This is a genomic window from Paenibacillus glycinis, assembly GCF_009909185.1.
GTDB classification, from domain to species: domain Bacteria; phylum Bacillota; class Bacilli; order Paenibacillales; family Paenibacillaceae; genus Paenibacillus_Z; species Paenibacillus_Z glycinis.
The window spans coordinates 565589-589714 of sequence record NZ_JAAAMV010000001.1 but is presented as its reverse complement, the minus strand read 5'-3'; the positions used below and the strand labels follow the sequence as shown (position 1 = coordinate 589714).

Below are 24126 nucleotides of genomic sequence, written 5' to 3'. Positions count from 1 at the left end.
GGATGCCTGCCGCCGCTCCGGCGGCTCGCACAACCTGATCTGCTCATGGGAGGGGACCAAAGCGATGCGGGTGGAACAATTGGCCTCACTGCTGCTGACGGCTGTCCTTGTCGGAGAAGGGAAAACGGAACTCGCCGGAATCGAGATCGATTCGCGGAAAGCCGGGACGGGGGACGCGTTCATCTGCCTGCGCGGCCATAAGGTCGACGGGCATGATTTCGCCGCCCAGGCCGTGGCGAACGGAGCCGCGGCGATCGTCGCGGAACGGCCGCTCGAGCTGCCGGCGTCGATTCCGCAAATCATCGTCAAGGACAGCCGGCATGCGATGGCCGTCATTGCGGACTATTATTACGGGCAGCCCAGCCGTCGGCTGAAGCTGATCGGCGTGACGGGGACGAACGGCAAGACGACGACGACGTATCTGATCGAACGGATCTTGCGCGACGCGGGACATGCGCCGGGCGTCATCGGCACCGTGGAGATGCGTTACGGCGGGGGTTCGCACCCGATGTCGGGAACGACGCCGGAGGCGCTCGAGCTGCAGCGAGCCCTGCATGCGATGGCGGAATCCGGCACGGACTACTGCGTGATGGAAGTGTCGTCGCACGCGCTGGAGCAGGGCAGGGTGAAGGGCTGCCGGTACCGGACGGCGATTTTCACGAATTTGACCCAGGATCATCTGGATTATCACCAGACGATGGAGCGCTACGCGGCGGCGAAAGGCTTGTTCTTCAGCCGGCTTGGCAACGAATTCGCCGCCGCGCCGGAGGACCGCCTGTTCGCGGTGCTGAACGCGGACGATCCCGCATCGCCCGGCTACGCCGACGCGACGGCCGCGGAGGTCGTCACCTACGGAATCGAACGCGATTCGGACGTGCGGGCATCGAAGGTTCGCATTACGGCGCACGGAACGGCCTTTCGCGTCGAGACGTTCGCGGGGGCCGCGGACATCACGCTGCGGATGGCCGGCAAGTACAATGTGTACAACGCGCTTGGCGCGATTTGCGCCGCTTTGATCGAAGGCATTCCGCTGCGGCAAATCAAAGCCAGCCTCGAAGCGCTCCCGGGCGTGCCGGGACGGGTGGAAGCGGTGAACGCGGGCCAGCCGTTCGCGGTCATCGTCGATTACGCGCATACGCCGGACGGGTTGGAGAACGTGCTGAAGGCGGTCAAGGAATTCGCCGCCGGCCGCGTCATCTGCGTCTTCGGCTGCGGAGGCGACCGCGACCGCACGAAGCGTCCGCTGATGGGAAGCATTTCGGCGCGCTATGCCGATTACAGCTTCGTCACTTCCGATAATCCGCGCACGGAGGATCCGCTTCGGATCCTGGCGGACGTGGAGGCGGGACTGCTGCGGGACGAAGTGCCCAAGGAACGCTACGAGCTGCTTGCCGACCGCCGCGCCGCGATTCAAAAAGCGGTTGAAATGGCGAGCCGCGACGATGTAGTATTAATTGCGGGGAAGGGCCACGAGACCTACCAGGATATATGCGGCGTCAAATACGACTTTGACGACCGAGAGGTGGCCAAAGAAGCGATAAGGAGTCTTTCATTGTGATCATACGACCATTAAACGCGATTGCCGCCCTTTGCGGCGGCGCGGTTTTGAACGATAACGGCGGCGTCGTCATCGGCGGCGTCTCCATCAATTCCAGAACTCTGCGGCCCGGGCAGCTGTTCGTTCCGATCTTGGGCGAACGCGTCGACGGCCATGATTTCGTCGCCGGCGCGCTGTCCGCGGGCGCCGGCGGTGCGCTGTGGGACCGGAACAAAGCGGTGCCCGACGCGTTATCGGATGCGCCGCTGATTCTCGTGGACGACACGGTCGCCGCGCTGCAGCGGCTTGCGGCGAATTACCGCGACGAGCTCGACCTGCGCGTCATCGGCGTGACGGGCAGCAACGGCAAGACGACGACGAAGGATATGGTCGCGGCCGTATTGTCCGAGACCTGCCGCGTACATAAGACGGAGGGCAACCTGAACAACCATCTCGGACTGCCGCTCACGGTGCTGGAACTGGACGAAAGCTTCGACGCCGTCGTGCTGGAGATGGGCATGAGCGAGTTCGGCGAGATCGACTTTCTGACCCGGCTCGCCAAGCCGGACGTTGCGATCATCACGAACATCGGCGACTCGCACATGGAACAGCTCGGCTCGCGCGAGGGCATCGCGAAGGCGAAGCTGGAGATCGTCGCCGGGCTTCGGCCGGGCGGACTGCTGCTCGTCAACGGCGACGAGCCGCTGCTGCGCGAAGGGCTTCGGTCGGCGCGCCTGCCTGAAGGCGTCGAGGTTCAGACCTTCGGCCAGCAGGACGGCAGCAGCTGGGTGGCGGACAACATCTCCGGGGACGCGGTCTCTTCCGTGTTCGACGTGAGAGGCGACGCCGAGCTTGCGCGCGTCGCGCTTCCGGCCGCGGGCAGGCATAACGTCTCGAACGCGCTGGCGGCGATCGCCGCGGCGAAGAGACTGGGCGTGCCGGCTGCCGCGATCCGTCAAGGCTTCGAGCGCTTGAAGCTGACCGGCATGCGCATCGAGCCGGGCAAGGCGCATAACGGCGCCCTGGTCCTCAACGATGCGTACAACGCAAGTCCCACCTCGGTCCGCGCCGCCATCGATCTCGTGGCCGGCCTGACCGGCTACAGGCGCAAATGGCTCGTGCTCGGCGATATGCTGGAGCTTGGGCCGCGGGAGAACGAGATGCACGGCGAGGTCGGCGCTTACATCACGCCGCTGAAAGCGGATGCCGTCCTGACCTACGGCACGCTGTCGCGGAACACGGCGGCGGAAGCCGGGAAGCAGTTTGCATCGGACGGCGGCGAAGCGCGGGTGCTCGCTTTTGACGATAAAGGGCAGTTAACGGAATGGCTCCAAGCTCGGATCGAGCCGGAGGATCTCGTACTCGTGAAAGGATCCCGCGGCATGCGCATGGAAGAAATCGTCCACGCGCTGCAGCGGGCATAGAGGTGGATCATGGACGTTAAGGTCATTCTACTGTCAATCGGCGCTTCCTTCATGCTTGCGGTCTTGTTCGGACCTCTGTTCATCCCGCTGCTGAGACGTCTCAAATTCGGCCAGCAGATCCGCACCGACGGCCCGCAGAGCCATCTGAAGAAAACGGGCACGCCGACTATGGGCGGCATCATCATCCTGCTCGCGGTGCTGCTGGCGTTCTTGAAATTCTCCGACAAGACGAATGAATTCTGGGTGCTGCTCATCGCCTGCCTGGGGTTCGGTCTGGTCGGTTTTCTCGACGATTACATTAAAATCGCGTTCAAGCGCTCGCTCGGCCTGACCGCCTTCCAGAAGCTGTTCGGCCAGCTGCTGTTCTCGGTGATGATCTGCGTGCTGCTGCATCAGATGCACCACAGCACCGTCATCGGCATCCCCGGCACGTCGGCTGCAATCGATTTCGGCTGGTTCTATTATCCGTTCGTGGTCGTGATGATGTTCGCCACGTCCAACGCCGTCAACTTCACGGACGGCGTGGACGGCTTGTTAGGCGGGACAGGCGCTGTCGCCTTCACGGCGTTCACGATCCTGGCGCTGCACGCGAGCGAGCACGAATCGGCGATTTTCTCCGCGACGATGATCGGCGCCTTGCTCGGGTTCCTGGTCTTCAATGCGCATCCGGCCAAAGTCTTCATGGGCGACTCGGGCTCGCTCGGCATCGGCGGCGGCATGGCGGCGGTCGCGATCTTGACGAAAACGGAATTGTTGCTCGTCGTCATCGGCGGCGTCTTCGTACTGGAAATGCTTTCGGTCATCCTGCAAGTCGGCTCGTTCAAGCTGAGAGGCAAGCGAATCTTCAAAATGAGCCCGATCCATCACCATTTCGAGCTCTCCGGCTGGGGCGAATGGAAAGTCGTGACGGTGTTCTGGACGGTCGGCATCGTGCTCGCGGCGATCGGCGTTTACTTGGGACGTTAGAGGTAAGATGCGAAGGGCATGACCTCCGGTCGGCATGGGTCTTCGCTCGCTGTTGTAGTTCTGATTTCTTGGATTATATAAGTGACAATAGGTAGAAATCAGACTACAAAGGCGAACGCTTACGCTGCTACGACTCCAAGCCGACCTCCGGTCACCTTTCGTAACCTTTAACGTTCCGTATAGGAACAAGGCAGCAAAGCTGCCGACATAACTAACATTGGCTCGCCAACATGGAAGCGTGTCCCGCAAGGGACGAAAGCGGGCGCTGCCCGAAACGAAGCAGTCCAACCGTCTCTGTGACCCAAACGTTCGTCAGGACGAAGTCGCACGGGTGACCCGGGAGCGCAAACGTAAAGTTGGCCCGCAAGGGGCATCGTGCCTTCCGCCGAACCCATGCAGGTGCGTCTCTGAACCACAAACGTTACACCATCCGGGTGCCCAGAGGGTGGAACCCTCGGAATCCCCCTTTCCAAGGGGGATTTAGGGGGATGCTCTGAAGGTATTAAGGAAATATGAAGCTAATAGTTTAATGGGAGTCCAGAGGGCAGCGCCCTTGGCATTCCTCTCCAAGAGGAGCATAAAGGAGTGAACCTATGAAGCACCCATCCTTATACAAGGATCAAAAGGTTATCGTACTGGGTCTGGCCAAGAGCGGGGTCAGCGTCGCGAAGCTGTTTCATAAGCTCGGCGCGATCGTCGCCGTCAACGATATGAAAGAACGCCAATTATGCCCCGAAGCGGACGAGCTGGACGCTTTGGGTGTTTCTGTTCTATGCGGCGGCCATCCGGAGAATCTCGTGACGCCGGACACGGCGCTCGTGGTGAAGAATCCGGGCATCCCGTACACGTCGCCGCCGGTCCGTCAGGCGATCGAGCAGGGCATCGAGGTCGTAACGGAAGTCGAGGTCGCGTACCTCCTGTCGCCGGCCCCGATCATCGGCATCACCGGCTCCAACGGCAAGACGACGACCACGACGTGGATCGGCGAAATGATGGAGGCGGCCGGCTTGAAGCCGACGGTAGCCGGCAATATCGGCACGCCGCTCTGCGAAGCGGCCCAAGTCGCGGAGCCGGACGATTGGATCGTCGCGGAGCTGAGCAGCTTCCAGCTGAAGGGCACGGCGCAATTCCGCCCGCGGATCGCGCTGCTGCTTAACGTCGCCGAGACGCATCTCGATTACCACGGCGACATGGAAGACTACATCGCTTCCAAGGCGAAGCTGTTCGCCAACCAAACGAAAGACGATACCGCGGTGCTGAATGCCGATGATCCGGTCTGCCGCGATCTGATGCGCTCGGGCCGGCTGCAGGCGAGGATCATTCCGTTTTCCGTGACGGAGGAGCTGGCTTACGGCTTATGCGTCACGCCTCCGTTTCCGCGGGAGCTGACGGAGCCCGACGGCGAAGCCGATCGCCGGATCGTTTGGCGGGACCAAGAGGGCGGCGATCGCGACATCATCGCCGTGGCGGAGCTTGGCCTCCCCGGCAGGCACAATGCCTCGAACGCCCTGGCCGGGATCGCCGCTTGCCTCGCGGCGGGCGCGTCCGCGGGATCGCTGGTCGAGCCGCTGCGCGGATTCCGCGGCGTGGAGCATCGACTCGAATACGTGTGCGACCGGAACGGCGTCGCCTACTATAACAATTCCAAGGCTACGAACGCGACGGCCACCATCATCGCGCTGCGTTCCTTCCCGCCCCGGATCGTGCTGATCGCCGGCGGGCTCGACCGCGGCTCGGACTACATGGAGCTGCTGCCGCATTTCCGCGATCAGGTGAAAGCCGTCGTCGCGCTCGGCGAGACGCGCGGCAAGTTCGCGCGCGTAGCGGAGCTGGCAGGTTTAACGGCGGTCAAACTCGTCGAACCTGAAGAGGACGCCGAGAGCACCCTCCGTCTTGCGGTTCGCGAAGCGGCCGCGCTGGCGGAACCGGGGGACATCGTCCTGCTGTCGCCCGCATGCGCAAGCTGGGATATGTTTGCATCCTATGAGGTGCGGGGGAGCATGTTTAAGCAATCGGCGCATAACTTGTAAGTAGGGGGCTTGTCCCTACTTCAGCTCGCAAGAGGTGTTCGCGCATGGCCAAAGCCAGGTCCGCCCCGGATATGTGGATGATTATCTCGATTCTGCTCATTCTCGCCATCGGTCTCATCATGGTGTACAGCGCCAGTGCCGTGTTGGCCTTTCACGACTACGGGGACAAATTTTATTACGTCAAACGCCAGGTGCTGTTCGCTGCGCTCGGCATCGGGGCGATGATCGTCGCGATGAACGCGGACTACTGGATTTGGAAGAAGTGGGCCAAGTTCGGCCTCCTCGTTTGTTTCGGCATGCTGCTGATCGTGTTGATCCCCGGCGTCGGCGTCGTCCGCGGGGGGGCGCGCAGCTGGCTCGGCATCAGTTCCTTCGGCATCCAGCCGTCGGAATTCATGAAGCTGGCGATGGTTATTTTCTTGGCCAAGCTGTTAGCCGAGAAGCAGCAGGCGGTCACGCAGTTCGCGAAAGGGCTGCTGCCGCCGCTCGGCATTCTCGGCTTGGCATTCGGCCTCATCATGCTTCAGCCGGATCTGGGCACGGGGGCGGTCATGATCGGCGCCTCGCTGCTCATTATTTATACGGCGGGCGCGCGCATTCGCCATCTGGGCTCGCTCGCGCTCGTCGGCGTCGCCGGCTTGGTCGGACTGATCTTGGCGGCGCCCTACAGACTTCAGCGAATCACCGCGTTCCTGGATCCATGGGCCGACCCGCTCGGCGCCGGCTATCAATCGATCCAGTCGCTCTACGCGATCGGCCCCGGCGGACTCGTCGGCCTGGGTCTCGGCATGAGCCGCCAGAAATTCAATTATTTGCCGGAGCCGCAGACGGACTTCATTTTTTCGATACTTTCGGAGGAACTCGGCTTTATCGGCGGCGCGGCCATCATTCTATTGTTCGGCATTCTCTTATGGCGCGGCATGCGGACCGCGATCGCGGCGCCGGATACGTTCGGAAGCCTGCTCGCGGTCGGCATCATCGGCATCGTGGCCGTGCAGGTCTTCATCAACATCGGCGTCGTTATCGGCATGCTTCCCGTAACGGGCATCACGCTGCCGCTCGTCAGCTACGGAGGCTCGTCGCTAACCTTGCTGCTGACCGCGCTTGGCATTTTGCTTAATATATCCCGTTATTCGAGGTGAGCTTCATTATGCGTATCGTATTGTCGGGCGGCGGAACCGGCGGCCATATCTATCCCGCGCTTGCGATCGGCAAGCAGGTCATGGCGGAGGAGCCGGGTTCGTCTTTGCTCTACATCGGCTCCCCGAAAGGGCTGGAGAGCCGCATCGTTCCCGCCCAAGGCATCGCCTTCGAGCCCGTCGAAATCACCGGCTTCAAACGGAAGCTGTCTTACGATAATGTACGAACGGTCATGCGGTTTCTGAAAGGCGTTCGCCGCTCCAAGCAGCTGCTGCGGGAATTCAAACCCGACGCGGTCGTGGGCACGGGCGGCTACGTCTGCGGCCCTGTCTTATATGCGGCCGCGAAGCTGGGCATTCCCACGCTCATCCACGAGCAGAATGCCGTCGCGGGCTTGACCAATCAATTTCTGTCCCGCTACGCGGACAGCGTCGCGGTCAGCTTCGAGACGGCGTTGACGCAGTTCAAGCGGTCGCGAAGCACGATCTATACCGGCAATCCTTGCGCGACGAACGTCGTGCGCGCCGATAAGCAAGCAGGCTTTGCCCTGCTCGGCATCCCGCCGCGCAGCCGGATCGTGCTGCTGGTCGGCGGAAGCCGGGGGGCGAAGGCGATAAACGACGTGATGGTGGACATTGTACCGCTGCTCGGGCGGCTGCCAGACGTCCATTTTGTGTTTGTAACCGGAGAAAGCTATTACGAGGGAACGATGAGCCGCATCAAGGCGGCGTCGCCGAAGCTTCCGGCCCGTTTGCAGGTGCTGCCGTATCTGCACCGGATGCCGGAGGTGCTGGCCGCGTCGCAGCTGGTCGTCGGCCGATCGGGGGCTTCTTCCTTGGCGGAGATCACGGCGCTCGGCATTCCTTCGATTCTCGTTCCGTCGCCGAACGTGACGAACAACCATCAAGAGGCGAATGCCCGCAGCCTGGCGGATGCCGGGGCGGCGGAGATGATTCGCGAACGCGATTTGAACGCGGCGGCGCTGTTCGGGCGCATCGTCGGCATTATGAACGATAAGCACGTCCATGCGAAGATGGGCGAGGCGGCACGGGCGCTCGGCATGCCGGACTCGGCGGCGATGATCGTCGGCGAGCTGAAGCGGCTGACCGGGAAGTAAGCCGGTGCCTGTCAAATAGGCGATTGTCACACTCCTGTGCGGGAAGGCATAGTATACAGCATAATCGTGACCATCATCCTGAGGGCTTGAAACCCGGCTGGAAGCTGCGCTTGACGCATGCCGGCAGCGCGGGAACGGGCCGCTCGGAAGAAGGGGCGAACGCCTGGAGGTTTCAGTCGCTTGCAGCAGAAGGAGGTACGACAAATGGAGCAGTTTTTGGCGGATTTACGTGAAATCGACGCGGGCAGCGTCATGTACAACGAACCGCTGGCAGCATATACGACATGGAAGATCGGCGGGCCGGCGGACGTCCTGATCATTCCGGATACCCAAGACCAGCTGGTGTCGGTCGTCCGGTTGCTTCATCAGCACGGGTTGCGATGGACCAATCTCGGACGCGGTTCCAACATGCTTGTCAGCGACAAGGGAATCCGGGGCGTCGTCATTCAGCCGGGCGAACGATTCGATTATGCGCGATTCGATGGCACGCTCGTTCATGCGGGAGCCGCATATTCCTTCATTAAATTGTCGGTCATGGCCGGCAAGGAGGGATTGACGGGACTGGAATTCGCGGGGGGAATTCCGGGCTCGGTCGGCGGAGCCGTCTACATGAACGCAGGCGCCCACGGATCCGATGTGTCACGTATATTCAAATCAGCTGACATTGTGCTGGAAACAGGGGAATTGGTTCGCTTCGGGGCAGAGGAGATGGCGTTTTCCTATCGTCATTCCGTTCTCCACGAAAGTCCGGGCATCGTGACGGGCGCGGTATTCGAGCTGGAAGAGGGAGACCGGAAAACGATCGCGGCGTCCATGGCCGCGCTCAAACAGCGCAGGCTCCACACCCAGCCGCTGAAACTGCCGTCCGCGGGGAGCGTATTTCGAAATCCGCCCAACGATCATGCCGCAAGGCTGATTCAAGAAGCCGGGTTAAAGGGTATGCGACAAGGTGGCGCGGAAGTATCCGCGCAGCACGCCAATTTCATTGTCAACACCGGGCAAGCGACAGCTGAAGATGTCCTCACCCTGATAACGACCGTACGCAAGACCGTTCGGGAAAAATTCGGCATCGAGCTGGTGACGGAGGTACTGGTTGTGGGTGAGCGGTAATTCGGAGGTGATAAATTGGACAAATTGGTGATTGAAGGCGGGAAACCTCTCTCAGGAACCATTGTTATCCAAGGCGCGAAAAATGCCGCTTTGCCGATTTTGGCTGCATGCATGCTGGTAGAAGGAAAAGTGACGATCGACCATGTGCCCAAACTGCTGGACATCGACGTCATGCTGAACATTTTGCGCGAGCTCGGTTGCCGGGCGGAGCACGATGATCAAACCGTGCGGCTCGACACGTCAAGCCTGCATTCTTCCCACATTCCTGAAGCGCTGATGCGCCAGATGCGCTCCTCCATCTTTCTGATGGGGCCGCTGTTGGCCAGGTTCGGCGAAGTGACGATTTATCAGCCTGGCGGTTGCGCGATCGGAGAACGGAAAATCGATTTGCATCTGAGCGGCCTGGAGGCGCTCGGCGCGGAAATCGAAGAAGACGGGAGCCGGATCGTCTGCTATGCGAAGAAGCTGATGGGCGCGGAGATCCATCTGGATTTTCCGAGCGTCGGCGCAACGGAGAACATTATGATGGCCGCCGTGCTTGCGGAAGGGCTGACGACGATCAGCAACGCCGCGAGAGAACCGGAGATCCAAGATTTGCAGCATTTTCTGAACCGCATGGGCGCGAAGATCATCGGCGCCGGCACGGACACGATAACCGTCGAAGGGGTAGAGAAGCTGACGCCTTGCAGCTATCAGGTCATTCCGGACCGCATCGTGACCGGAACGGTGATGGTGGCGGCGGCCGCGACTCGCGGACAGGTGACGCTGCTCAATACCTGCCCTTCGCATCTAACCTCTCTCATCCATGTGCTCAGGCGCACAGGTGTTCAAATAGCGGTAGACGGTGATATAATCAAGGTGGGAACCGCTTCGCGTCCCAAATCGATTGATCGGATCGTCACCTCGCCGTACCCGGCATTTCCGACCGATCTTCAATCGCAGATCATGGTCTTGCTGGCCCTGGCCGACGGCGTCAGCGTCATGAAGGAAACGATCTTCGAAGGCAGGTTCAAGCACGTGGATGAACTCGCCCGCATGGGTGCGGACATTCGCGTCGATCTTAGCTCCGCGTTCATACGCGGCGTTTCCAGGCTCTACGGCGCGACGGTGGAAGCGACGGATTTGCGCGCGGGCGCGGCCCTCGTGATCGCGGGGCTTGCCGCGCAAGGCAAGACCGTCGTCGAGCAGGTACACCACATCGACCGCGGCTACGACCGGATCGAGACGATGCTTGGCCGTCTGGGCGCCAGGATTACCCGCTTTTCACCCGTACCCAACAATACGATCGTGCCTTGAGTCAGCATCCCGAACCAGATAGATAACGCGTAAGCGGCTCCAGCCCATCAGCGGCGGGACGCCGTTTGCGTTTATACGAATAGGGGACAAGCCATGCAAGAGAAGATGCCCGTTCTGCGGGAACCAGTCAAACGGCGCAGAGGCGGCAAAAAGTTGCTGGCGGTGCTCGTGCTGCTTTTTATCGTGATATTGGGCGTGCTGTTCTTCAATTCCTCCATTAGCAAAGTATCGACCGTGACGGTCGAAGGACAGAAGGTCATGCAGGCAGCGGATATCCGCAAAACCGCCGGCATCGCGGCGGGCGATTCCTTCTTCGGCACGTCGACCGAAACGATCGAGGCCAGAATCCGCGCCATGAAGCCGATCAAGAACGTCCGAGTGACCAAATCGTTCCCGGGCGGCATCACGATTCACGTGCAGGAATACGAGACCGTCGCGTACTCGTTGTCGAACAAAGGAGAACTGACGGCGGTTTTGGCGAACGGAACCGGGGTTCCCGCGGGAGCCGACCTCGTCGTCGACAAACCGATCCTATCGGGCTGGAAGACCGGCGATCCCGTGCTCGCCTCCCTGTGCAAGGCGCTGGCCGCGATTCCGGAGCAATCGCTGTCCGATTTCTCCGAGATCAGCCCGGTGCCGTCGACGTCCTATCCCGACCGGATCAAAATCTACACCAGGACGCGCTTCGAGGTCATTACGGCGGTCTCGCTGCTGGCCGATAAGATCGCGACGATGAATGCCGTGATCGAAATTCAGCCGCCCGGAACCATTACGCTGCTGCTTGCGGATAAATACGCGCCGTTCGTCCCCGAAGAGCCGGAAAATCCCGCCGTTACGCAAAAAGAGACTACTCAATAGCTTCAAAGAGTGATAGAATTTTATTTATGTAGATTTATTTAACCCCCTTTGCATTTTATTCGAAACGGACGATGCCGGACATACGCCCGGACACGCGGGCAGCATAAATAAAATGTTGAAAAAATTGTTGAAAAAAGAGGGAAAATGAGTACTGCGTTGAATAAGAAGAAATGCATGCACAGGCACGGCAAAGAAACGTACCTTATCAATGTTGAAACGGAGGTGCCAGAGGTTGAGCAGCAATGACATCATCGTGAGTTTGGACATCGGTACATCCAAGGTTCGTGCTATTATTGGCGAGGTAAATAACGGCGTCATTAATATTATTGGAGTTGGATCTGCCGACTCAGAAGGTATACGCAAAGGCGCTATCGTTGATATTGACCAGACCGTCGCATCGATTCGAAACGCTGTGGACCACGCTGAGCGGATGGTCGATATTCAAATAACCGATGTATATGTAGGCATTCAGGGCAACCATATCGGATTGCAGACGAATCACGGCGTTGTCGCGATTTCCAACGAAGACCGCGAGATCGGAGAAGAAGATATCGAGCGTGTCCTGCAAGCGGCTAAAGTCGTCGCGCTGCCTCCCGAACGAGAAATCATCAATCTGGTGCCGAAGCAATATTTGGTGGACGGACTGGAAGGCATTTCCGATCCGCGCGGCATGATCGGCGTCCGTTTGGAAGTGGAAGCGACAGTCGTAACCGGAGCGAAGACGGCGATACATAACTTAGTCCGGTGCGTCGAGAAAGCCAATTTGCGCATATCCGGCATTATCCTGATGTCGCTGGCATCCGGCCAAATGTCGTTAACCAAAGACGAGAAAATGATGGGCACTGTGCTTGCGGATATCGGCGCAGGCTCCAGCACGATTGCTATTTTCGAACAAGGGAGCATCGTCGCGACGTCCACGCTGCCGGTCGGCGGCGAATACGTGACGAGCGACATATCGTACGGTCTTCGGACCCAGACGGAGCAAGCGGAGAAGATCAAGCAGAAATTCGGCTGCGCGCTCGTGGACGACGCCGCGGAGGATCAGAAATTCAAGGTCATGCGCATGGGCAGCAACGTGGAGAAGGAATTCACCCAGGTTGACCTGGCCAACATCATCGAACCGCGGATGCAGGAAATTTTTCACTTGATCCGCCAGGAAGTCCGGCGTTTGGGCTACGGCGACAAAATCAACGGGTACGTGCTGACCGGCGGGACCGTCACCATGGCGGGCACGCTGCCGCTTGCCCAGCACGAATTGGAAGCGAGCGTACGCATTGCCGTACCGGACTATATCGGCGTCCGTGACCCGGCTTTCACGAGCGGTGTCGGCATGATTCAATATGTATCGAAATACATGAGGGGCCGCACCGGATCCGCGCCGAAAAAGAGCGCGAACAGGAAGGCAAACGCAACAAATACTCCCTCGAAGCCCGGCCTTTTCGAGCGTTTGAAAAATATGTTTAGCGAATTTATTTGATCGGGGGAACTTCAGCATGTTGGAATTCGATTTCGATATGGAGCAGATGGCTCAAATCAAAGTCATCGGCGTTGGCGGCGGCGGTAGCAATGCCGTCAACCGGATGATCGAGAATGGCGTCAGAGGCGTTGAATTTATTACGGTGAATACGGATGCGCAGGCGCTCCATATGGCCAAAGCCGAACAGAAGCTGCAGATCGGCGACAAGCTGACGCGCGGACTCGGCGCGGGCGCCAACCCGGAAGTGGGCAAGAAAGCGGCCGAAGAATCCCGCGAATCCGTCATGAACACGCTCAAGGGCGCGGACATGGTGTTCGTGACCGCGGGCATGGGCGGCGGAACCGGCACGGGAGCCGCTCCGGTCATCGCCGAGATCGCTCGCGAGTGCGGCGCGCTGACTGTCGGCGTCGTGACGCGCCCTTTCACGTTTGAAGGCCGCAAGCGCTCCGGACAAGCCGAGCTCGGCATCGAAGCGCTCAAAGAAAAAGTCGATACGCTGATCGTCATTCCGAATGACCGGCTGCTCGAGATCGTCGACAAGAAGACGCCGATGCTCGAAGCGTTCCGCGAAGCGGATAACGTCTTGAAGCAGGCCGTGCAAGGCATCTCCGATCTGATCGCGGTGCCGGGTCTCATCAACCTCGACTTCGCCGACGTCAAGACTATCATGACGGAACGCGGTTCCGCGCTGATGGGCATCGGCAATGCGACCGGCGAGAACCGCGCGGCGGAAGCGGCGCGCAAGGCGATTCAAAGCCCGCTGCTGGAAACGTCCATCGACGGCGCGCGCGGCATTATCATGAACATCACCGGCGGCTCGAACCTGTCGCTGTACGAGGTCAACGAAGCGGCGGAGATCGTCATATCCGCATCCGATCCGGACGTGAACATGATCTTCGGCGCAAGCATCGACGAGAACTTGAAGGAAGAAATCAAAGTGACGGTCATCGCGACCGGCTTCGAACATCGCGGCGCGCAGCCGCTGCGCCGTCCGACCGTCGGCACGCAGCATAACGAGGCGCCGGCGGCGTCCGAACCGCCGCGTCAGCCGGCTGCGGGCAATGGACCGAAACCGTTCGGTACGCCGGTGTCCAGCGACCAGCTCGACATTCCCGCGTTTCTTCGCAACCGCCGCAACAACGATCGGTAATAATGAGGACTTTAGCCGCTTTCCGTATCTACGGAAGCGGCTTTTTTGCTAGAAACGGGCATGTTCGCCAAGCTTGTCCCTTATATCGGCGGCGGTTCGCTCGACAAAAAAAGATCGCTCCTGACGGCATGTTTAGACAGACATCGTAATAGGATTTAACTATACTAGACACAAGCCGCTCTTCCTCGATAAAAGATCGCGGGAGCCTGGCGAGCGCCGCGCGTAAAGCGTGCGGATACCTCGCGAGAAACTCGCGAAAGCCTCGCGGGAAACTCGCGAAAGCTTTTAAGAGGGGCGAAGAGTGGGACCCGCAGCAGGAAGGTGAAGGTGCTGGATGCCGTTTATATCGACGTACTGTTTCTGGTAAACCTGTTGATCGACGGCGCCAATCTATTGCTTACCGCCTGGGTGCGAAGCATTCGCGCCAAATGGTGGCGGGTGCTGCTGGCCGCCGGCGTCGGTTCCTTGTATGCCGTCATGATCGTTTTTCCGTCGTTGTCGTTTCTGTTTACGATCGTCGTCAAGCTGCTGTTGTCCGTCGTCATGCTGTTCATCGCCTTCGGATTTGGAAGCGTGCAGCATTTTGTCCGATTGACCGGCGCGTTTTACGGGGTTAACTTCGCTGCCGCCGGAGCGGTGCTCGGGTTTCATTATTTGTTCATGAACAGCTCGAACCAGCTGTGGCGGACCGTCATCTACGTGAATGGCAAACCGAGCTTCATGCTGAGCACGACGATGATCTTCTTGTTCGGCATCGTGGTGGTCGGCTACTATATTTACCGTTCGGTGATGGCGCAGCGTCGGGAGCGGGATCTGGTCACAACCCATCTCGCGGAGGTGAGCGTGCGAATCGGCGATCATGTGCATGGCTGCACGGGCCTGATCGATACGGGGAATCAGCTGTACGAACCGCTGACGAGAACGCCGGTGATGGTCATGGAAGCTTCCGTGTGGGAGGATGTGCTCCCGGCGGCATGGTTTCGTCTCATCCGGGAGGCGAAGGTGGATCAGCTTATCGCGGGCATGACGGACCATGAGCCTTTCGTATGGCAGGATCGTTTGCGGCTTGTGCCATACCGGGGGGTGAACCGCGGCGCGCAGTTCATGCTTGCCATCAAACCGGATCTGGTCATCGTCGACCGGGACGGGGACGTATTTCAGTCCAAGAAAGTGCTTATCGGCTTGGATGCGGGAAAGCTTGTTGCAGACGGGACCTACCGGGCGATTATCCATCCGTCACTTCTTCAAGAGCGAAGCGTCACGATCGAAACCATTCACAGTACTTCGGGAAGGGATGGAGCAGCATGCTCGTCAAATGGAAATTAATCCTGCAGTTATATTATTATCGCGTTTTGTTTTTATTCGGCCTCAAGAGCGAGGAAATTTATTATATCGGCGGAAGCGAGGCGCTGCCGCCTCCGCTCACGCGCGAAGAAGAGGAATATTTGCTGGAGAAGCTGCCTTCCGGCGACTCGGCCATCCGGGCCATGCTGATCGAGCGCAATCTCCGCCTCGTCGTGTACATCGCCCGGAAATTCGAGAATACGGGCATTCATATCGAGGATTTGGTGTCCATCGGGGCAATCGGCCTGATCAAGGCGGTCAATACGTTCGATCCGGAGAAGAAAATCAAGCTTGCGACCTATGCGTCAAGGTGCATCGAGAACGAGATTCTCATGTATCTTCGGCGCAACAGCAAGACGCGGACCGAAGTGTCCTTCGACGAACCGCTGAACATCGATTGGGATGGCAACGAGCTGCTGCTCTCCGATGTGCTTGGGACCGAGAACGACACGATCTACCGGAACATCGAGGAACAGGTCGACCGCAAGCTGCTGCATAAAGCATTGGATAAATTAACGGAACGGGAACGCATCATCATGGAGCTGCGCTTCGGGCTTGCGGACGGGGAAGAGAAGACGCAGAAAGACGTGGCCGATCTGCTCGGCATCTCGCAATCCTACATTTCCCGGCTGGAGAAACGCATCATTAAGCGGCTGCGCAAGGAGTTCAATAAGATGGTTTAAACCGAGCGCCGAGGAAAGTCCGGATCCCCCGTCAAGGGGGTCGCGGGCTTTTTTTGCGTGCAAGGCTTCCCCGCGGGACAAAACGATTGACAGCGTTGTGTATTACGGGTATAGTACACATATAGTGTATGAACTAAGTAGTACACACACCAAAATAAGGAAGCGAATCGACAGGGGTGATGATCCGTTGGAAGTGAAATTCAATAATCGCGATCCCGTCTACATGCAGGTGGTCCGGCATTTCAAGGAACAAATCGCGACCGGGCATCTGGCGCAGGGTCAGGTTATTCCGTCGCGCAGGGAGCTGGCGGGCACGCTGCAAATCAACCCCAATACGGCCCAGAAGGCGTATAAGGAAATGGAGGAACAAGGCTTGATCGTAACGGAAGGAAACTCCCCTAGCCGCATTACGTCGGATGAGCGGACGCTGCAATCCATCAGAGGCGAGCTTATCGCGGACGCGGTCGATGCCTTCGTCGCATCCGTCGCTAAGATTCAAGTCCCCGTCGACGAGCTTCTCGCGATCGTGAAGCTTCGCATCGAAGACAGCTACGCCAAGCACGAAGCGGAGGGAACGAGCCATGATTGAGGTCAAAGGCATCGGCAAGAAGTACGGCCGCAAGCATGTGTTGAGGGAGGTGTCGTTTACGGCGGAGAAGGGGCAGATCACCTGCTTGATCGGCATCAACGGCGTCGGCAAGTCGACGGTGCTGAAGGCGATCATGGGGCTCACGCCCGTGGCAAGCGGGACCATTCTGATCGACGGACGGACGGTTTCCAGCCAATTATACGACAAGATCACTTTCATCCCCGATTCGATCACGATGCCGCCGAACATGACCGTGGACGCGTGCATGCAGTTCATGAAAGATTATTACGCCAGCTGGAACACGAAGCGGGCAGCCGAGCTCGCGGGATTCTTCAAGCTGAACGGCCGCGACAGAGTCGGTGAACTGTCCAAGGGCAATGCGGCCAAGCTCAATCTCCTGCTCGGCCTGGCACTCGACGTCGATTACGTCCTGATGGACGAGCCGTTCTCCGGCATCGACATGTTCAGCCGGGAACAGATCGCTTCCGTGTTCACCAGCCACCTCATCGAGGAGCGGGGCGTAATCATCACGACGCACGAGATCAACGACATCGAGCATCTGATCGACAAGGTCGTCCTGCTCGAGAACGGGCTCGTCCGGAGGGAGTTCGAGACCGAAGAGGTGCGTTTGCAAGAGGGGAAATCGGTCATGGATGTCATGAGAGAGGTGTATAACGGATGAATCGCTATTTGAAGCTCGTCCATTGGGAAATTACGCGTTTTTGGAAGATGTTGGCGGCGCTCGCGATCGTGACGATCGTCCTGCAATGCGCTGGTATCCTATACGAAACGCATAGATACGCAAGCGAAGTATATGATCGGGTGGAATCGGACCATAGCACGATCGCCGCTTTCGTGCAGGAGCACGGCAAGCATTCGTTCATCGACGGCCTCGCGCGCGCGGGTCTGGCGGTTTACGCGCCGATCGCGCTTTGCATCGGCGGACTCGTCTTGTACGTCTTCTTGATTTGGTACAAGGAATGGTTTGGCAAGAACGCGTTCATATACCGGTTGCTTACGCTTCCGACAGCGAGAAGAAACATTTACTTCGCGAAGTTTACGGCAATCCTTCTATTCGTATTCGCGCTCGTGGGGCTGCAACTCGTGCTGCTGCCGATCGAGGACGGTTTGTACATGATGGCGGGAGGCGATACGCTCTTCGAATCGAGCAATATATTCGATTTGATTGCGAACGATCGGCTATTGTCGATGCTGATCCCGCAGACGTTCACCGATTTCGTCATCAATTACGGCGCAGGCGCCATCGCCGTCTTTATCGGTTTCACGGCGGTGCTGCTGGAACGCAGCTATAAGTTGAAAGGAATCGTGGCCGCGATCCTATACATTGCCGCCGTCGGCGTATTCATGATGATGCCTGTGTTATTGCCCGGCAACCTTACCGTGACATATTGGTATACGATCGAATGGTTCGGCATCGAAGCCGCGCTCGGGCTCGTCGTCGCGGCGGTCACGGTATGGCTCGGGCTGCATCTCATAACGAAAAAGGTCACAGTTTAGGAGGAGACGGATGAACGTGAAACGATATTGGTTTTCGATTGCGCTTCCGGTCTTCGTCGCGATAAGCATCGGTACGTATTACGTCGGAGCGGCGATGCGGGATTTACCGGATTATCGGATCGAGAAGGTGACCGGCGACGCGAAGGAAGCGGCGAATCTCGTAATAGACGGAGAAACCAAGCGACCTCAAATACGCTATCAACTGGAAGTCGGGGCGGATGGTTCAAGTTACGACATCAAAAAATCCCTGATTGATCAAATGAAAGAGGTTTATTATACCGAGAGCAACCCAGACTTGGCTCATTTAAAGAAAGAACATCGCGGTTTCACGCGAGGCCAGAACAATTATAGCGGTTTTTATGCTGACGACATCAAGCTCGTCTATGCCGCGGCTAATCGTGGCTCGGGTGACTCGTCCGACGGTCGCTCGTCGTATTCTATTTCGATCCGCACGCAGGATCTGAAGTCCGGGAAAAAGAAGGATTTCCAGGCTATCCTGCCGGGCAAGCCGAAGTACTATTCCTTATACGTTTACGACGTTCAGGCTAAAGGAAGCCAATTGAAACTTATGGCGCAGCTGTCCAAAGGTTCGGCGGAGGATTACCGTCGAGGAATTCTAAAGTCCGAGATTCATCTCTATACGGTCGATTTGGATAAAGAAGGGATTATCGACGATCAGACGATTGCCTCCGACAAGAAGTTGGAAGGCGGCAGGGCGGAGCATTTTCAAATTATTGGCGTTAACGCCGATTTCGTTTCTCCTTCCGACTACGTAATGATCGGTCGATCGCTTGTCCAAACGAAGCAGCTCTCCGATGGAAATACAGAAGAGATACCGATCGAGTCAAACTATTTGGCATACCGGTACTCGGCTGACACCTTAATTCCAGTCCCTATTAAAGCTTCAGTTGACGGGATGGATTATCCGATGCTGAGCGAGAGGCAGGTTATTACATTCTCGATGAAGGACAATCAACTCCATGTCGACCGATATGATATTGCGAAACAGCAACAGGGTTCGTCGTTTGATATCCTGCTTTCGTTAAAGCTGTCGCAATTATCGTCGATTCAGAAAATCGTATACGGCGATCGCCTGTATGTGTTCAATCGGGTCAATGCCGAGTACGAAGTAATCGTCGCGGATACGACGAGGGGCAAGGTTGTTTACCAAGGCAAAATCGCCGTGGACGGCAATGCCGAGCAACAGGCAGCACGAATGAAAGAACTGCAGCTTTACGGTTTTTATCTCACATTTTGAGTAACGCGCAGCAAGCCTTCGGACGAAGCCGAAGGCTTGTTTTTTGTTCCGTTTTATGCATGTCCGAACGCCGAGTTTCTTCTGTTCGCCGGGGAATAAATTGGGGGTCCGAGGAGATACTGTACATTAATGTTTCTCCTTGGGAGGTAATCACGTTGACCCGAAATAAAGTCGAGATCTGTGGAGTGGATACCGCTAAACTGCCTGTCCTGACGAATGCCGAGATGCGCGAGCTGTTCACGGCATTGCAAACGCAAAACGAATGGGCAGCAAGAGAGAAATTAGTCAATGGCAACTTGAGGCTTGTGCTTAGCGTGATTCAACGGTTTAACAACCGCGGGGAATTCGTCGACGATCTCTTCCAAGTCGGCTGCATCGGCCTCATGAAAGCAATCGACAATTTCGATCTCAGTCAGAATGTGAAGTTTTCAACCTATGCGGTTCCGATGATTATCGGCGAGATCCGCCGTTACCTCCGGGATAACAACCCCATCCGCGTGTCGCGCAGCCTGCGGGATATTGCCTACAAGGCGCTTCAGGTGCGGGACGCCTTAACGAACAAAAACTCAAGGGAGCCGACGATATTCGAAATTTCCGAGGCGCTGAACGTCCCGAAGGAGGACGTCGTGTTCGCCCTCGACGCCATTCAAGACCCGGTATCATTGTTCGAACCGATTTATCACGATGGCGGGGACCCGATCTACGTCATGGACCAGATCAGCGACGACAAGAACAAGGACGTCTCCTGGATCGAGGAAATCGCGCTCCGGGAAGCGATGCACAAGCTGAACGAACGCGAGAAGATGATTCTCTCGATGCGCTTCTTCGAAGGCAAGACGCAGATGGAGGTAGCCGACGAGATCGGCATCTCGCAAGCGCAGGTGTCGAGGCTCGAGAAATCGGCCATTCAGCAAATGCAGAAGCATGTCAAGACGTAACCCGCATTCAACCAACGATAACGGCGCCTCGCGCCGTTTTTTTTTTCGTTCGCGGAAGCGGCGTGGCAGGGGACGGGCGATAATTCCTGCCAAGCAGGACATTTTGCCCGATAGGCACATATAGTAATAACATAGGCCTAATTGGAAGCAGCCCTCCGGGAAGCGTGGTGAACGGCAAGGTGAAAATTTCCGATTTCCAAACGAAGGATGTCATCAATATCGTGGATGGCCGCAAGCTGGGGCAGGTGAGCGATTTGGAGCTCGATCTGCGGCAAGGCCGGATCGATTCCATCGTCGTTCCGAGCTACTCTCGTTTTTTCGGCATGTTCGGCAGCGGAACGGACGTCGTGATTCCGTGGCGGAATATCGTGAAGATCGGTACGGACGTCGTGCTTGTCAGCATTGACGACGCGAAGGTCTACCGGGTGGAAGAGGACGATGTCAACGTTCGTTGATCCGGCGCGGACGGCTGTTCTCCGCGCATGCGCCGTCGCGCTCGCGCGAAGAGCGGCCGCATGGTACACTAGTGGCAGAGGTGAGACCGAGAATGGAACCATTTGTAAACGAGCGAGCGGCGAAGGGACCTTCGCTTTTTTTATTGCCGCGTTGGAGCGAACGGCAAAACGGGCTGACGGCCGGGTTTACCGGCAGGCAGGGCGGCGTCAGCGCGGCGCCGTGGCAATCGCTGAACTGCGGCCTGCATGTCGGCGATGCCGACATTGACGTCGTGCACAATCGCAGGATGCTTGCCGAGGCGCTCGGCTGGCCGTTCGAAGCGTGGACCTGCGCGGAGCAGGTGCACGGGAGCCGGGTGGCGATCGTTCGGAGGGATGACCGCGGCAAAGGCCGGGAAAGCCGAAGCACGGCCATCGGCGATGCCGACGCGATGGCAACGGACGAGCGCGGCGTGCTGCTGACCTCGTTCTATGCGGACTGCGTGCCGCTGTATTTTTTCGATCCGGCGAAAGGCGTCGTCGCGCTTGCGCATGCCGGCTGGAAGGGAACGGTGCTCGAGATCGCCCGCGAGACGATCGAGGCAATGACCGCAAGCTTCGGCTGCGACCCGGCGGATATCGAGGCGGCCATCGGGCCTTCGATCGGATTATGCTGCTATGAAGTGAATGAAGTCGTGCTGGATCGGGTAATACCCCTTATGCGAAGCTTGAATCTGGAGCCGGATCGACTGGTTAATCCGACCGAAGGAGGAAAAGCCCGGATAAACTTGAAAGAATTGAACCGACAGATTATGATAAAAGCAGGAATTTTGCCGAGTCGTATCGAATGTTCTGATTACTGTACCGGCTGCTCGACGGATTTGTTCTTCTCCCATCGGATGGAAGGCGGAGCAACGGGCAGGATGGTCAGCTGGATCGGCATGAGCGAAGGGGATTTGAAAGCGTGACATTAAGACAGCGAATGGATAACGTGGAGCGGAGGCTGGCGGAAGCTTGCGCCAGAAGCGGCCGGGACCGGTCGGAGATCGAGCTGATCGCGGTCACGAAGTACGTGGGCATCGAGCAGACGCAGTCGGCGCTCGGGCACGGGCTGAGGCATCTCGGCGAGAACCGCTGGCAGGACGCCGCCGACAAGTATAACGCCATTACGGGCAACGGCTGGGACGGCAGCCCGGCGAACGCGCCGGCGGGACAAGCCGTCTGGCATTTCATCGGATCGCTGCAGACGAACAAAGTGAAGGACGTCCTAGGGAAATTTACATATATTCATTCGCTTGACCGGCTGTCGCTTGCGCAGGCGATCGAACGCAGGGCCGAGCAGCTGGGAATCGTCGTACCTTGCTTCGTCCAAGTGAACGTTTCGGGCGAAGACAGCAAGCATGGTTTGGCGCCGGACGCGCTGATTCCGTTCGTCAAGGAGATCGCGGCGTTTCGGCACATCCGGCCCGTCGGTCTCATGACGATGGCGCCGATCGACGCCGAGGGCGAGCAATCGCGTCCCGTCTTTCGCGGCTTGAAGGAATTGCGCGATGAACTGAACCGGAGCGCCGCATCCGCGGAACCGGTAACGGAACTGTCGATGGGCATGTCGGGGGATTTCGAGATTGCCGTCGAGGAAGGGGCCACCTGGCTCAGACTCGGAACCGTTCTGGTAGGAAAGAGCTAGCCGTCCGCGGCGGCTGCGCCGTTCGGCAGGGGAAGCTATCTTATACGAAAGAGGGCGATTGGCATGATGAATAAGTTCATGAGTTTTCTCGGGCTGCAAGAGGAAGAGGAGGTCGTGGAACGCGAGCGCGTGGACGCGCATGACGATCAAGAAGTTGAAACTTCTCAGTTCGAAGCACGTAAAGCATCTTCGAAGGGGAATAATATCGTCAGCATTCATTCGCAGAAGAACGTCCGCGTCATCTTGAACGAACCGCGTTCCTACGACGAGGCGCAGGAGATCGCCGACCATCTGCGTTCGCGCCGTTCGGTCGTCGTGAACTTGCAGCGCGTGCGCTCGGATCAAGCCGTACGGATCGTCGATTTCCTGAGCGGCACGATTTACGCGCTGAACGGCGGCATCTCGAAGCTGGGCCCCAATATATTTCTTTGCACGCCGGATACGGTCGAAATTCAAGGCGCGATTACGGAAATGCTGACAGAAGAGCAAGATTACAAAAAAATGAGGTGACCTTGAGTTGGACGTTGCAGGCTTAATATGGACGCTTACCCAGATTTATCAGTATATGATCATCGCCTACGTGCTGCTTTCTTGGCTGCCGGGCATCCGCGACAGTTTTATCGGGCAGCTGCTCGGAAAACTGGTCGAGCCTTATTTGGCGCCGTTCCGCCGATTTATTCCTTCCATTGGCGGCGTCCTCGATATTTCGCCGATCGTGGCGCTGTTCGCCCTCCGTTTCGTGGCGTACGGATTGATTGCGATCCTCGATATGTTCATATGAAGAACGATATTTACGTGCATTTCCATCCGGACGAACGGCCCTTCGTGGACCGGGCATCGGAATGGGTTGACCGCGCCGCTTTCGCCCATGAACTGAAGCTGACGGATTTTCTGGACCCGCGGCAGGCGGATATCGTGGTCTCCCTCGCGAACCGTAATCCGGACGTGCAAATCCGACTGGACGGCGGCTATCCGGAGGCTGAACGGAGAAGAGCGATCCTTGCTCCGGATTACCGGGTGCTGGACGACGAGCCGGCGCATATCGCGCTGATCGAGGTGACCGGCGGCACGCAGGGACATCTGGAGCTGGATCATGGCGATTATTTGGGCGCGCTGCTCGGACTTGGCATCAAGCGGGATCGGATCGGTGATCTCCACGTCCATGAAGACGGTTGCCATGTGCTCGTTGCCGGGGAGATCGCCGATTATATCAATATTCATTTGCGCCAAGTCCACCGCGTTCATGTCCTGACGGACATTCTTCCTTTGGAGCGGCTGCGTCCGGCAGTCTCGGCCATGGAGGAGATGAATTTGTCGGTGGCCTCTTTGCGTCTGGACGGCATCGCGAGCGACGTGCACCGCATCAGCAGAACCAAGATCGTGGATCCGATCCGGGCGGGAAGATGCCGCGTCAATTGGAAGGTCGAGGAAGATCCTTCCGCGCCGCTCAAGGAAGGCGACGTCGTGTCCATGCAGGGGCTGGGAAGGTTTAAAGTCCTGGGCGTGGAAGGCGTCACGAAAAAAGGCCGAATCCGGGTCAAAATCGGTAAAATTATCTAGGACTTTGCAG

24 protein-coding genes are annotated in these 24126 nt (G+C 58.1%); all 24 read left to right on the top strand.

The annotated features are described in order from the left end of the window. Positions 1-64 precede the first annotated feature (64 nt). The 24 genes from GT019_RS02835 to GT019_RS02720 all read left to right on the top strand — a co-directional run bounded on the left by GT019_RS02835 (position 65) and on the right by GT019_RS02720 (position 24116). Positions 65-1558, top strand: coding sequence for a UDP-N-acetylmuramoyl-L-alanyl-D-glutamate--2,6-diaminopimelate ligase (locus GT019_RS02835; protein ID WP_161740949.1), 1494 nt, complete (start codon positions 65-67; stop codon positions 1556-1558). Continuing rightward, complete coding sequence (locus tag GT019_RS02830) at positions 1555-2961, top strand: UDP-N-acetylmuramoyl-tripeptide--D-alanyl-D-alanine ligase (protein ID WP_161740947.1); 1407 nt, start codon at positions 1555-1557, stop codon at positions 2959-2961. Before GT019_RS02835 ends, GT019_RS02830 begins: the two co-directional genes overlap by 4 nt. A 9-nt stretch (positions 2962-2970) precedes the next feature. Beyond that, positions 2971-3927 carry a phospho-N-acetylmuramoyl-pentapeptide-transferase gene (gene mraY, locus GT019_RS02825; protein WP_161740944.1) on the top strand — a complete coding sequence of 319 codons (957 nt, stop codon included), beginning with the start codon at positions 2971-2973 and terminating at the stop codon, positions 3925-3927. A gap of 593 nt (positions 3928-4520) precedes the next feature. Beyond that, on the top strand, positions 4521-5957 hold the full coding sequence (gene murD, locus GT019_RS02820) for a UDP-N-acetylmuramoyl-L-alanine--D-glutamate ligase (RefSeq protein ID WP_161740942.1): 1437 nt from the start codon (positions 4521-4523) through the stop codon (positions 5955-5957). 44 nt (positions 5958-6001) lie between these two features. Continuing rightward, positions 6002-7099: a stage V sporulation protein E gene (spoVE, locus tag GT019_RS02815; protein ID WP_161740940.1), complete on the top strand. Its 1098-nt coding sequence runs from the start codon at positions 6002-6004 to the stop codon at positions 7097-7099. An 8-nt stretch (positions 7100-7107) separates the two neighbouring features. After that, positions 7108-8214 (top strand): undecaprenyldiphospho-muramoylpentapeptide beta-N-acetylglucosaminyltransferase, encoded by a 1107-nt coding sequence (murG, locus tag GT019_RS02810; protein ID WP_161740938.1) that lies wholly within the window; start codon positions 7108-7110, stop codon positions 8212-8214. 204 nt (positions 8215-8418) lie between these two features. Further along, positions 8419-9324, top strand: coding sequence for a UDP-N-acetylmuramate dehydrogenase (gene murB / locus GT019_RS02805; protein WP_161740936.1), 906 nt, complete (start codon positions 8419-8421; stop codon positions 9322-9324). A 15-nt stretch (positions 9325-9339) separates the two neighbouring features. Then, on the top strand, positions 9340-10620 hold the full coding sequence (gene murA / locus GT019_RS02800) for a UDP-N-acetylglucosamine 1-carboxyvinyltransferase (RefSeq protein WP_161740934.1): 1281 nt from the start codon (positions 9340-9342) through the stop codon (positions 10618-10620). 93 nt (positions 10621-10713) lie between these two features. Continuing rightward, positions 10714-11478 carry a cell division protein FtsQ/DivIB gene (locus GT019_RS02795; RefSeq protein ID WP_161740931.1) on the top strand — a complete coding sequence of 255 codons (765 nt, stop codon included), beginning with the start codon at positions 10714-10716 and terminating at the stop codon, positions 11476-11478. Between the two features lie 232 nt (positions 11479-11710). Next, positions 11711-12955, top strand: coding sequence for a cell division protein FtsA (gene ftsA, locus GT019_RS02790; RefSeq protein WP_161740929.1), 1245 nt, complete (start codon positions 11711-11713; stop codon positions 12953-12955). Positions 12956-12971: 16 nt separating this feature from the next. Continuing rightward, entirely contained in the window at positions 12972-14105 is a 1134-nt protein-coding gene (gene ftsZ, locus GT019_RS02785) for a cell division protein FtsZ (protein WP_161740927.1), read from the top strand. A gap of 327 nt (positions 14106-14432) precedes the next feature. Continuing rightward, positions 14433-15431, top strand: a complete 999-nt coding sequence (gene spoIIGA, locus GT019_RS02780) for a sigma-E processing peptidase SpoIIGA (RefSeq protein ID WP_328803893.1) — start codon at positions 14433-14435, stop codon at positions 15429-15431. Next, positions 15410-16132, top strand: a complete 723-nt coding sequence (sigE, locus tag GT019_RS02775; protein WP_090638315.1) for an RNA polymerase sporulation sigma factor SigE — start codon at positions 15410-15412, stop codon at positions 16130-16132. The genes spoIIGA and sigE overlap by 22 nt, the downstream gene beginning before the upstream one ends. Positions 16133-16319: 187 nt before the next feature. Then, entirely contained in the window at positions 16320-16721 is a 402-nt protein-coding gene (locus GT019_RS02770; protein WP_161740923.1) for a GntR family transcriptional regulator, read from the top strand. Beyond that, positions 16714-17403, top strand: coding sequence for an ATP-binding cassette domain-containing protein (locus GT019_RS02765; RefSeq protein ID WP_161740921.1), 690 nt, complete (start codon positions 16714-16716; stop codon positions 17401-17403). The genes GT019_RS02770 and GT019_RS02765 overlap by 8 nt, the downstream gene beginning before the upstream one ends. Beyond that, on the top strand, positions 17400-18239 hold the full coding sequence (locus GT019_RS02760) for a hypothetical protein (protein WP_161740919.1): 840 nt from the start codon (positions 17400-17402) through the stop codon (positions 18237-18239). Before GT019_RS02765 ends, GT019_RS02760 begins: the two co-directional genes overlap by 4 nt. A 10-nt stretch (positions 18240-18249) precedes the next feature. Continuing rightward, positions 18250-19497 carry a hypothetical protein gene (locus GT019_RS02755; RefSeq protein ID WP_161740917.1) on the top strand — a complete coding sequence of 416 codons (1248 nt, stop codon included), beginning with the start codon at positions 18250-18252 and terminating at the stop codon, positions 19495-19497. A 155-nt stretch (positions 19498-19652) separates the two neighbouring features. After that, the gene (gene sigG, locus GT019_RS02750; RefSeq protein ID WP_161740915.1) at positions 19653-20435 is read left to right on the top strand and encodes an RNA polymerase sporulation sigma factor SigG; all 783 of its coding nucleotides are present in this window, start codon (positions 19653-19655) and stop codon (positions 20433-20435) included. 179 nt (positions 20436-20614) lie between these two features. Continuing rightward, entirely contained in the window at positions 20615-20890 is a 276-nt protein-coding gene (locus GT019_RS31710) for a YlmC/YmxH family sporulation protein (RefSeq protein WP_161740913.1), read from the top strand. A gap of 92 nt (positions 20891-20982) precedes the next feature. Next, the gene (gene pgeF / locus GT019_RS02740) at positions 20983-21837 is read left to right on the top strand and encodes a peptidoglycan editing factor PgeF (protein WP_161740911.1); all 855 of its coding nucleotides are present in this window, start codon (positions 20983-20985) and stop codon (positions 21835-21837) included. Next, positions 21834-22556 carry a YggS family pyridoxal phosphate-dependent enzyme gene (locus GT019_RS02735; protein ID WP_161740909.1) on the top strand — a complete coding sequence of 241 codons (723 nt, stop codon included), beginning with the start codon at positions 21834-21836 and terminating at the stop codon, positions 22554-22556. Before pgeF ends, GT019_RS02735 begins: the two co-directional genes overlap by 4 nt. A 57-nt stretch (positions 22557-22613) precedes the next feature. Continuing rightward, a complete protein-coding gene (locus tag GT019_RS02730; RefSeq protein WP_161741486.1) occupies positions 22614-23066 on the top strand; it encodes a cell division protein SepF in 453 nt (150 codons plus the stop codon). Between the two features lie 7 nt (positions 23067-23073). Further along, complete coding sequence (locus GT019_RS02725; protein WP_268896006.1) at positions 23074-23337, top strand: YggT family protein; 264 nt, start codon at positions 23074-23076, stop codon at positions 23335-23337. Beyond that, positions 23334-24116 (top strand): YlmH family RNA-binding protein, encoded by a 783-nt coding sequence (locus GT019_RS02720; RefSeq protein WP_161740907.1) that lies wholly within the window; start codon positions 23334-23336, stop codon positions 24114-24116. Before GT019_RS02725 ends, GT019_RS02720 begins: the two co-directional genes overlap by 4 nt. Positions 24117-24126: the final 10 nt, after the last annotated feature.

What these genes read in the sequence shown, in the direction of transcription:
- GT019_RS02835 (WP_161740949.1), top strand. Translation starts at nt 65, where the DNA reads ATGCGGGTGGAACAATTGGCCTCACTGCTGCTGACGGCTGTCCTTGTC.
- mraY (WP_161740944.1), top strand. Translation starts at nt 2,971, where the DNA reads ATGGACGTTAAGGTCATTCTACTGTCAATCGGCGCTTCCTTCATGCTT.
- murD (WP_161740942.1), top strand. Translation starts at nt 4,521, where the DNA reads ATGAAGCACCCATCCTTATACAAGGATCAAAAGGTTATCGTACTGGGT.
- spoVE (WP_161740940.1), top strand. Translation starts at nt 6,002, where the DNA reads ATGGCCAAAGCCAGGTCCGCCCCGGATATGTGGATGATTATCTCGATT.
- murG (WP_161740938.1), top strand. Translation starts at nt 7,108, where the DNA reads ATGCGTATCGTATTGTCGGGCGGCGGAACCGGCGGCCATATCTATCCC.
- murB (WP_161740936.1), top strand. Translation starts at nt 8,419, where the DNA reads ATGGAGCAGTTTTTGGCGGATTTACGTGAAATCGACGCGGGCAGCGTC.
- GT019_RS02795 (WP_161740931.1), top strand. Translation starts at nt 10,714, where the DNA reads ATGCAAGAGAAGATGCCCGTTCTGCGGGAACCAGTCAAACGGCGCAGA.
- ftsZ (WP_161740927.1), top strand. Translation starts at nt 12,972, where the DNA reads ATGTTGGAATTCGATTTCGATATGGAGCAGATGGCTCAAATCAAAGTC.
- sigE (WP_090638315.1), top strand. Translation starts at nt 15,410, where the DNA reads ATGCTCGTCAAATGGAAATTAATCCTGCAGTTATATTATTATCGCGTT.
- GT019_RS02765 (WP_161740921.1), top strand. Translation starts at nt 16,714, where the DNA reads ATGATTGAGGTCAAAGGCATCGGCAAGAAGTACGGCCGCAAGCATGTG.
- GT019_RS02760 (WP_161740919.1), top strand. Translation starts at nt 17,400, where the DNA reads ATGAATCGCTATTTGAAGCTCGTCCATTGGGAAATTACGCGTTTTTGG.
- GT019_RS02755 (WP_161740917.1), top strand. Translation starts at nt 18,250, where the DNA reads ATGAACGTGAAACGATATTGGTTTTCGATTGCGCTTCCGGTCTTCGTC.
- pgeF (WP_161740911.1), top strand. Translation starts at nt 20,983, where the DNA reads ATGGAACCATTTGTAAACGAGCGAGCGGCGAAGGGACCTTCGCTTTTT.
- GT019_RS02720 (WP_161740907.1), top strand. Translation starts at nt 23,334, where the DNA reads ATGAAGAACGATATTTACGTGCATTTCCATCCGGACGAACGGCCCTTC.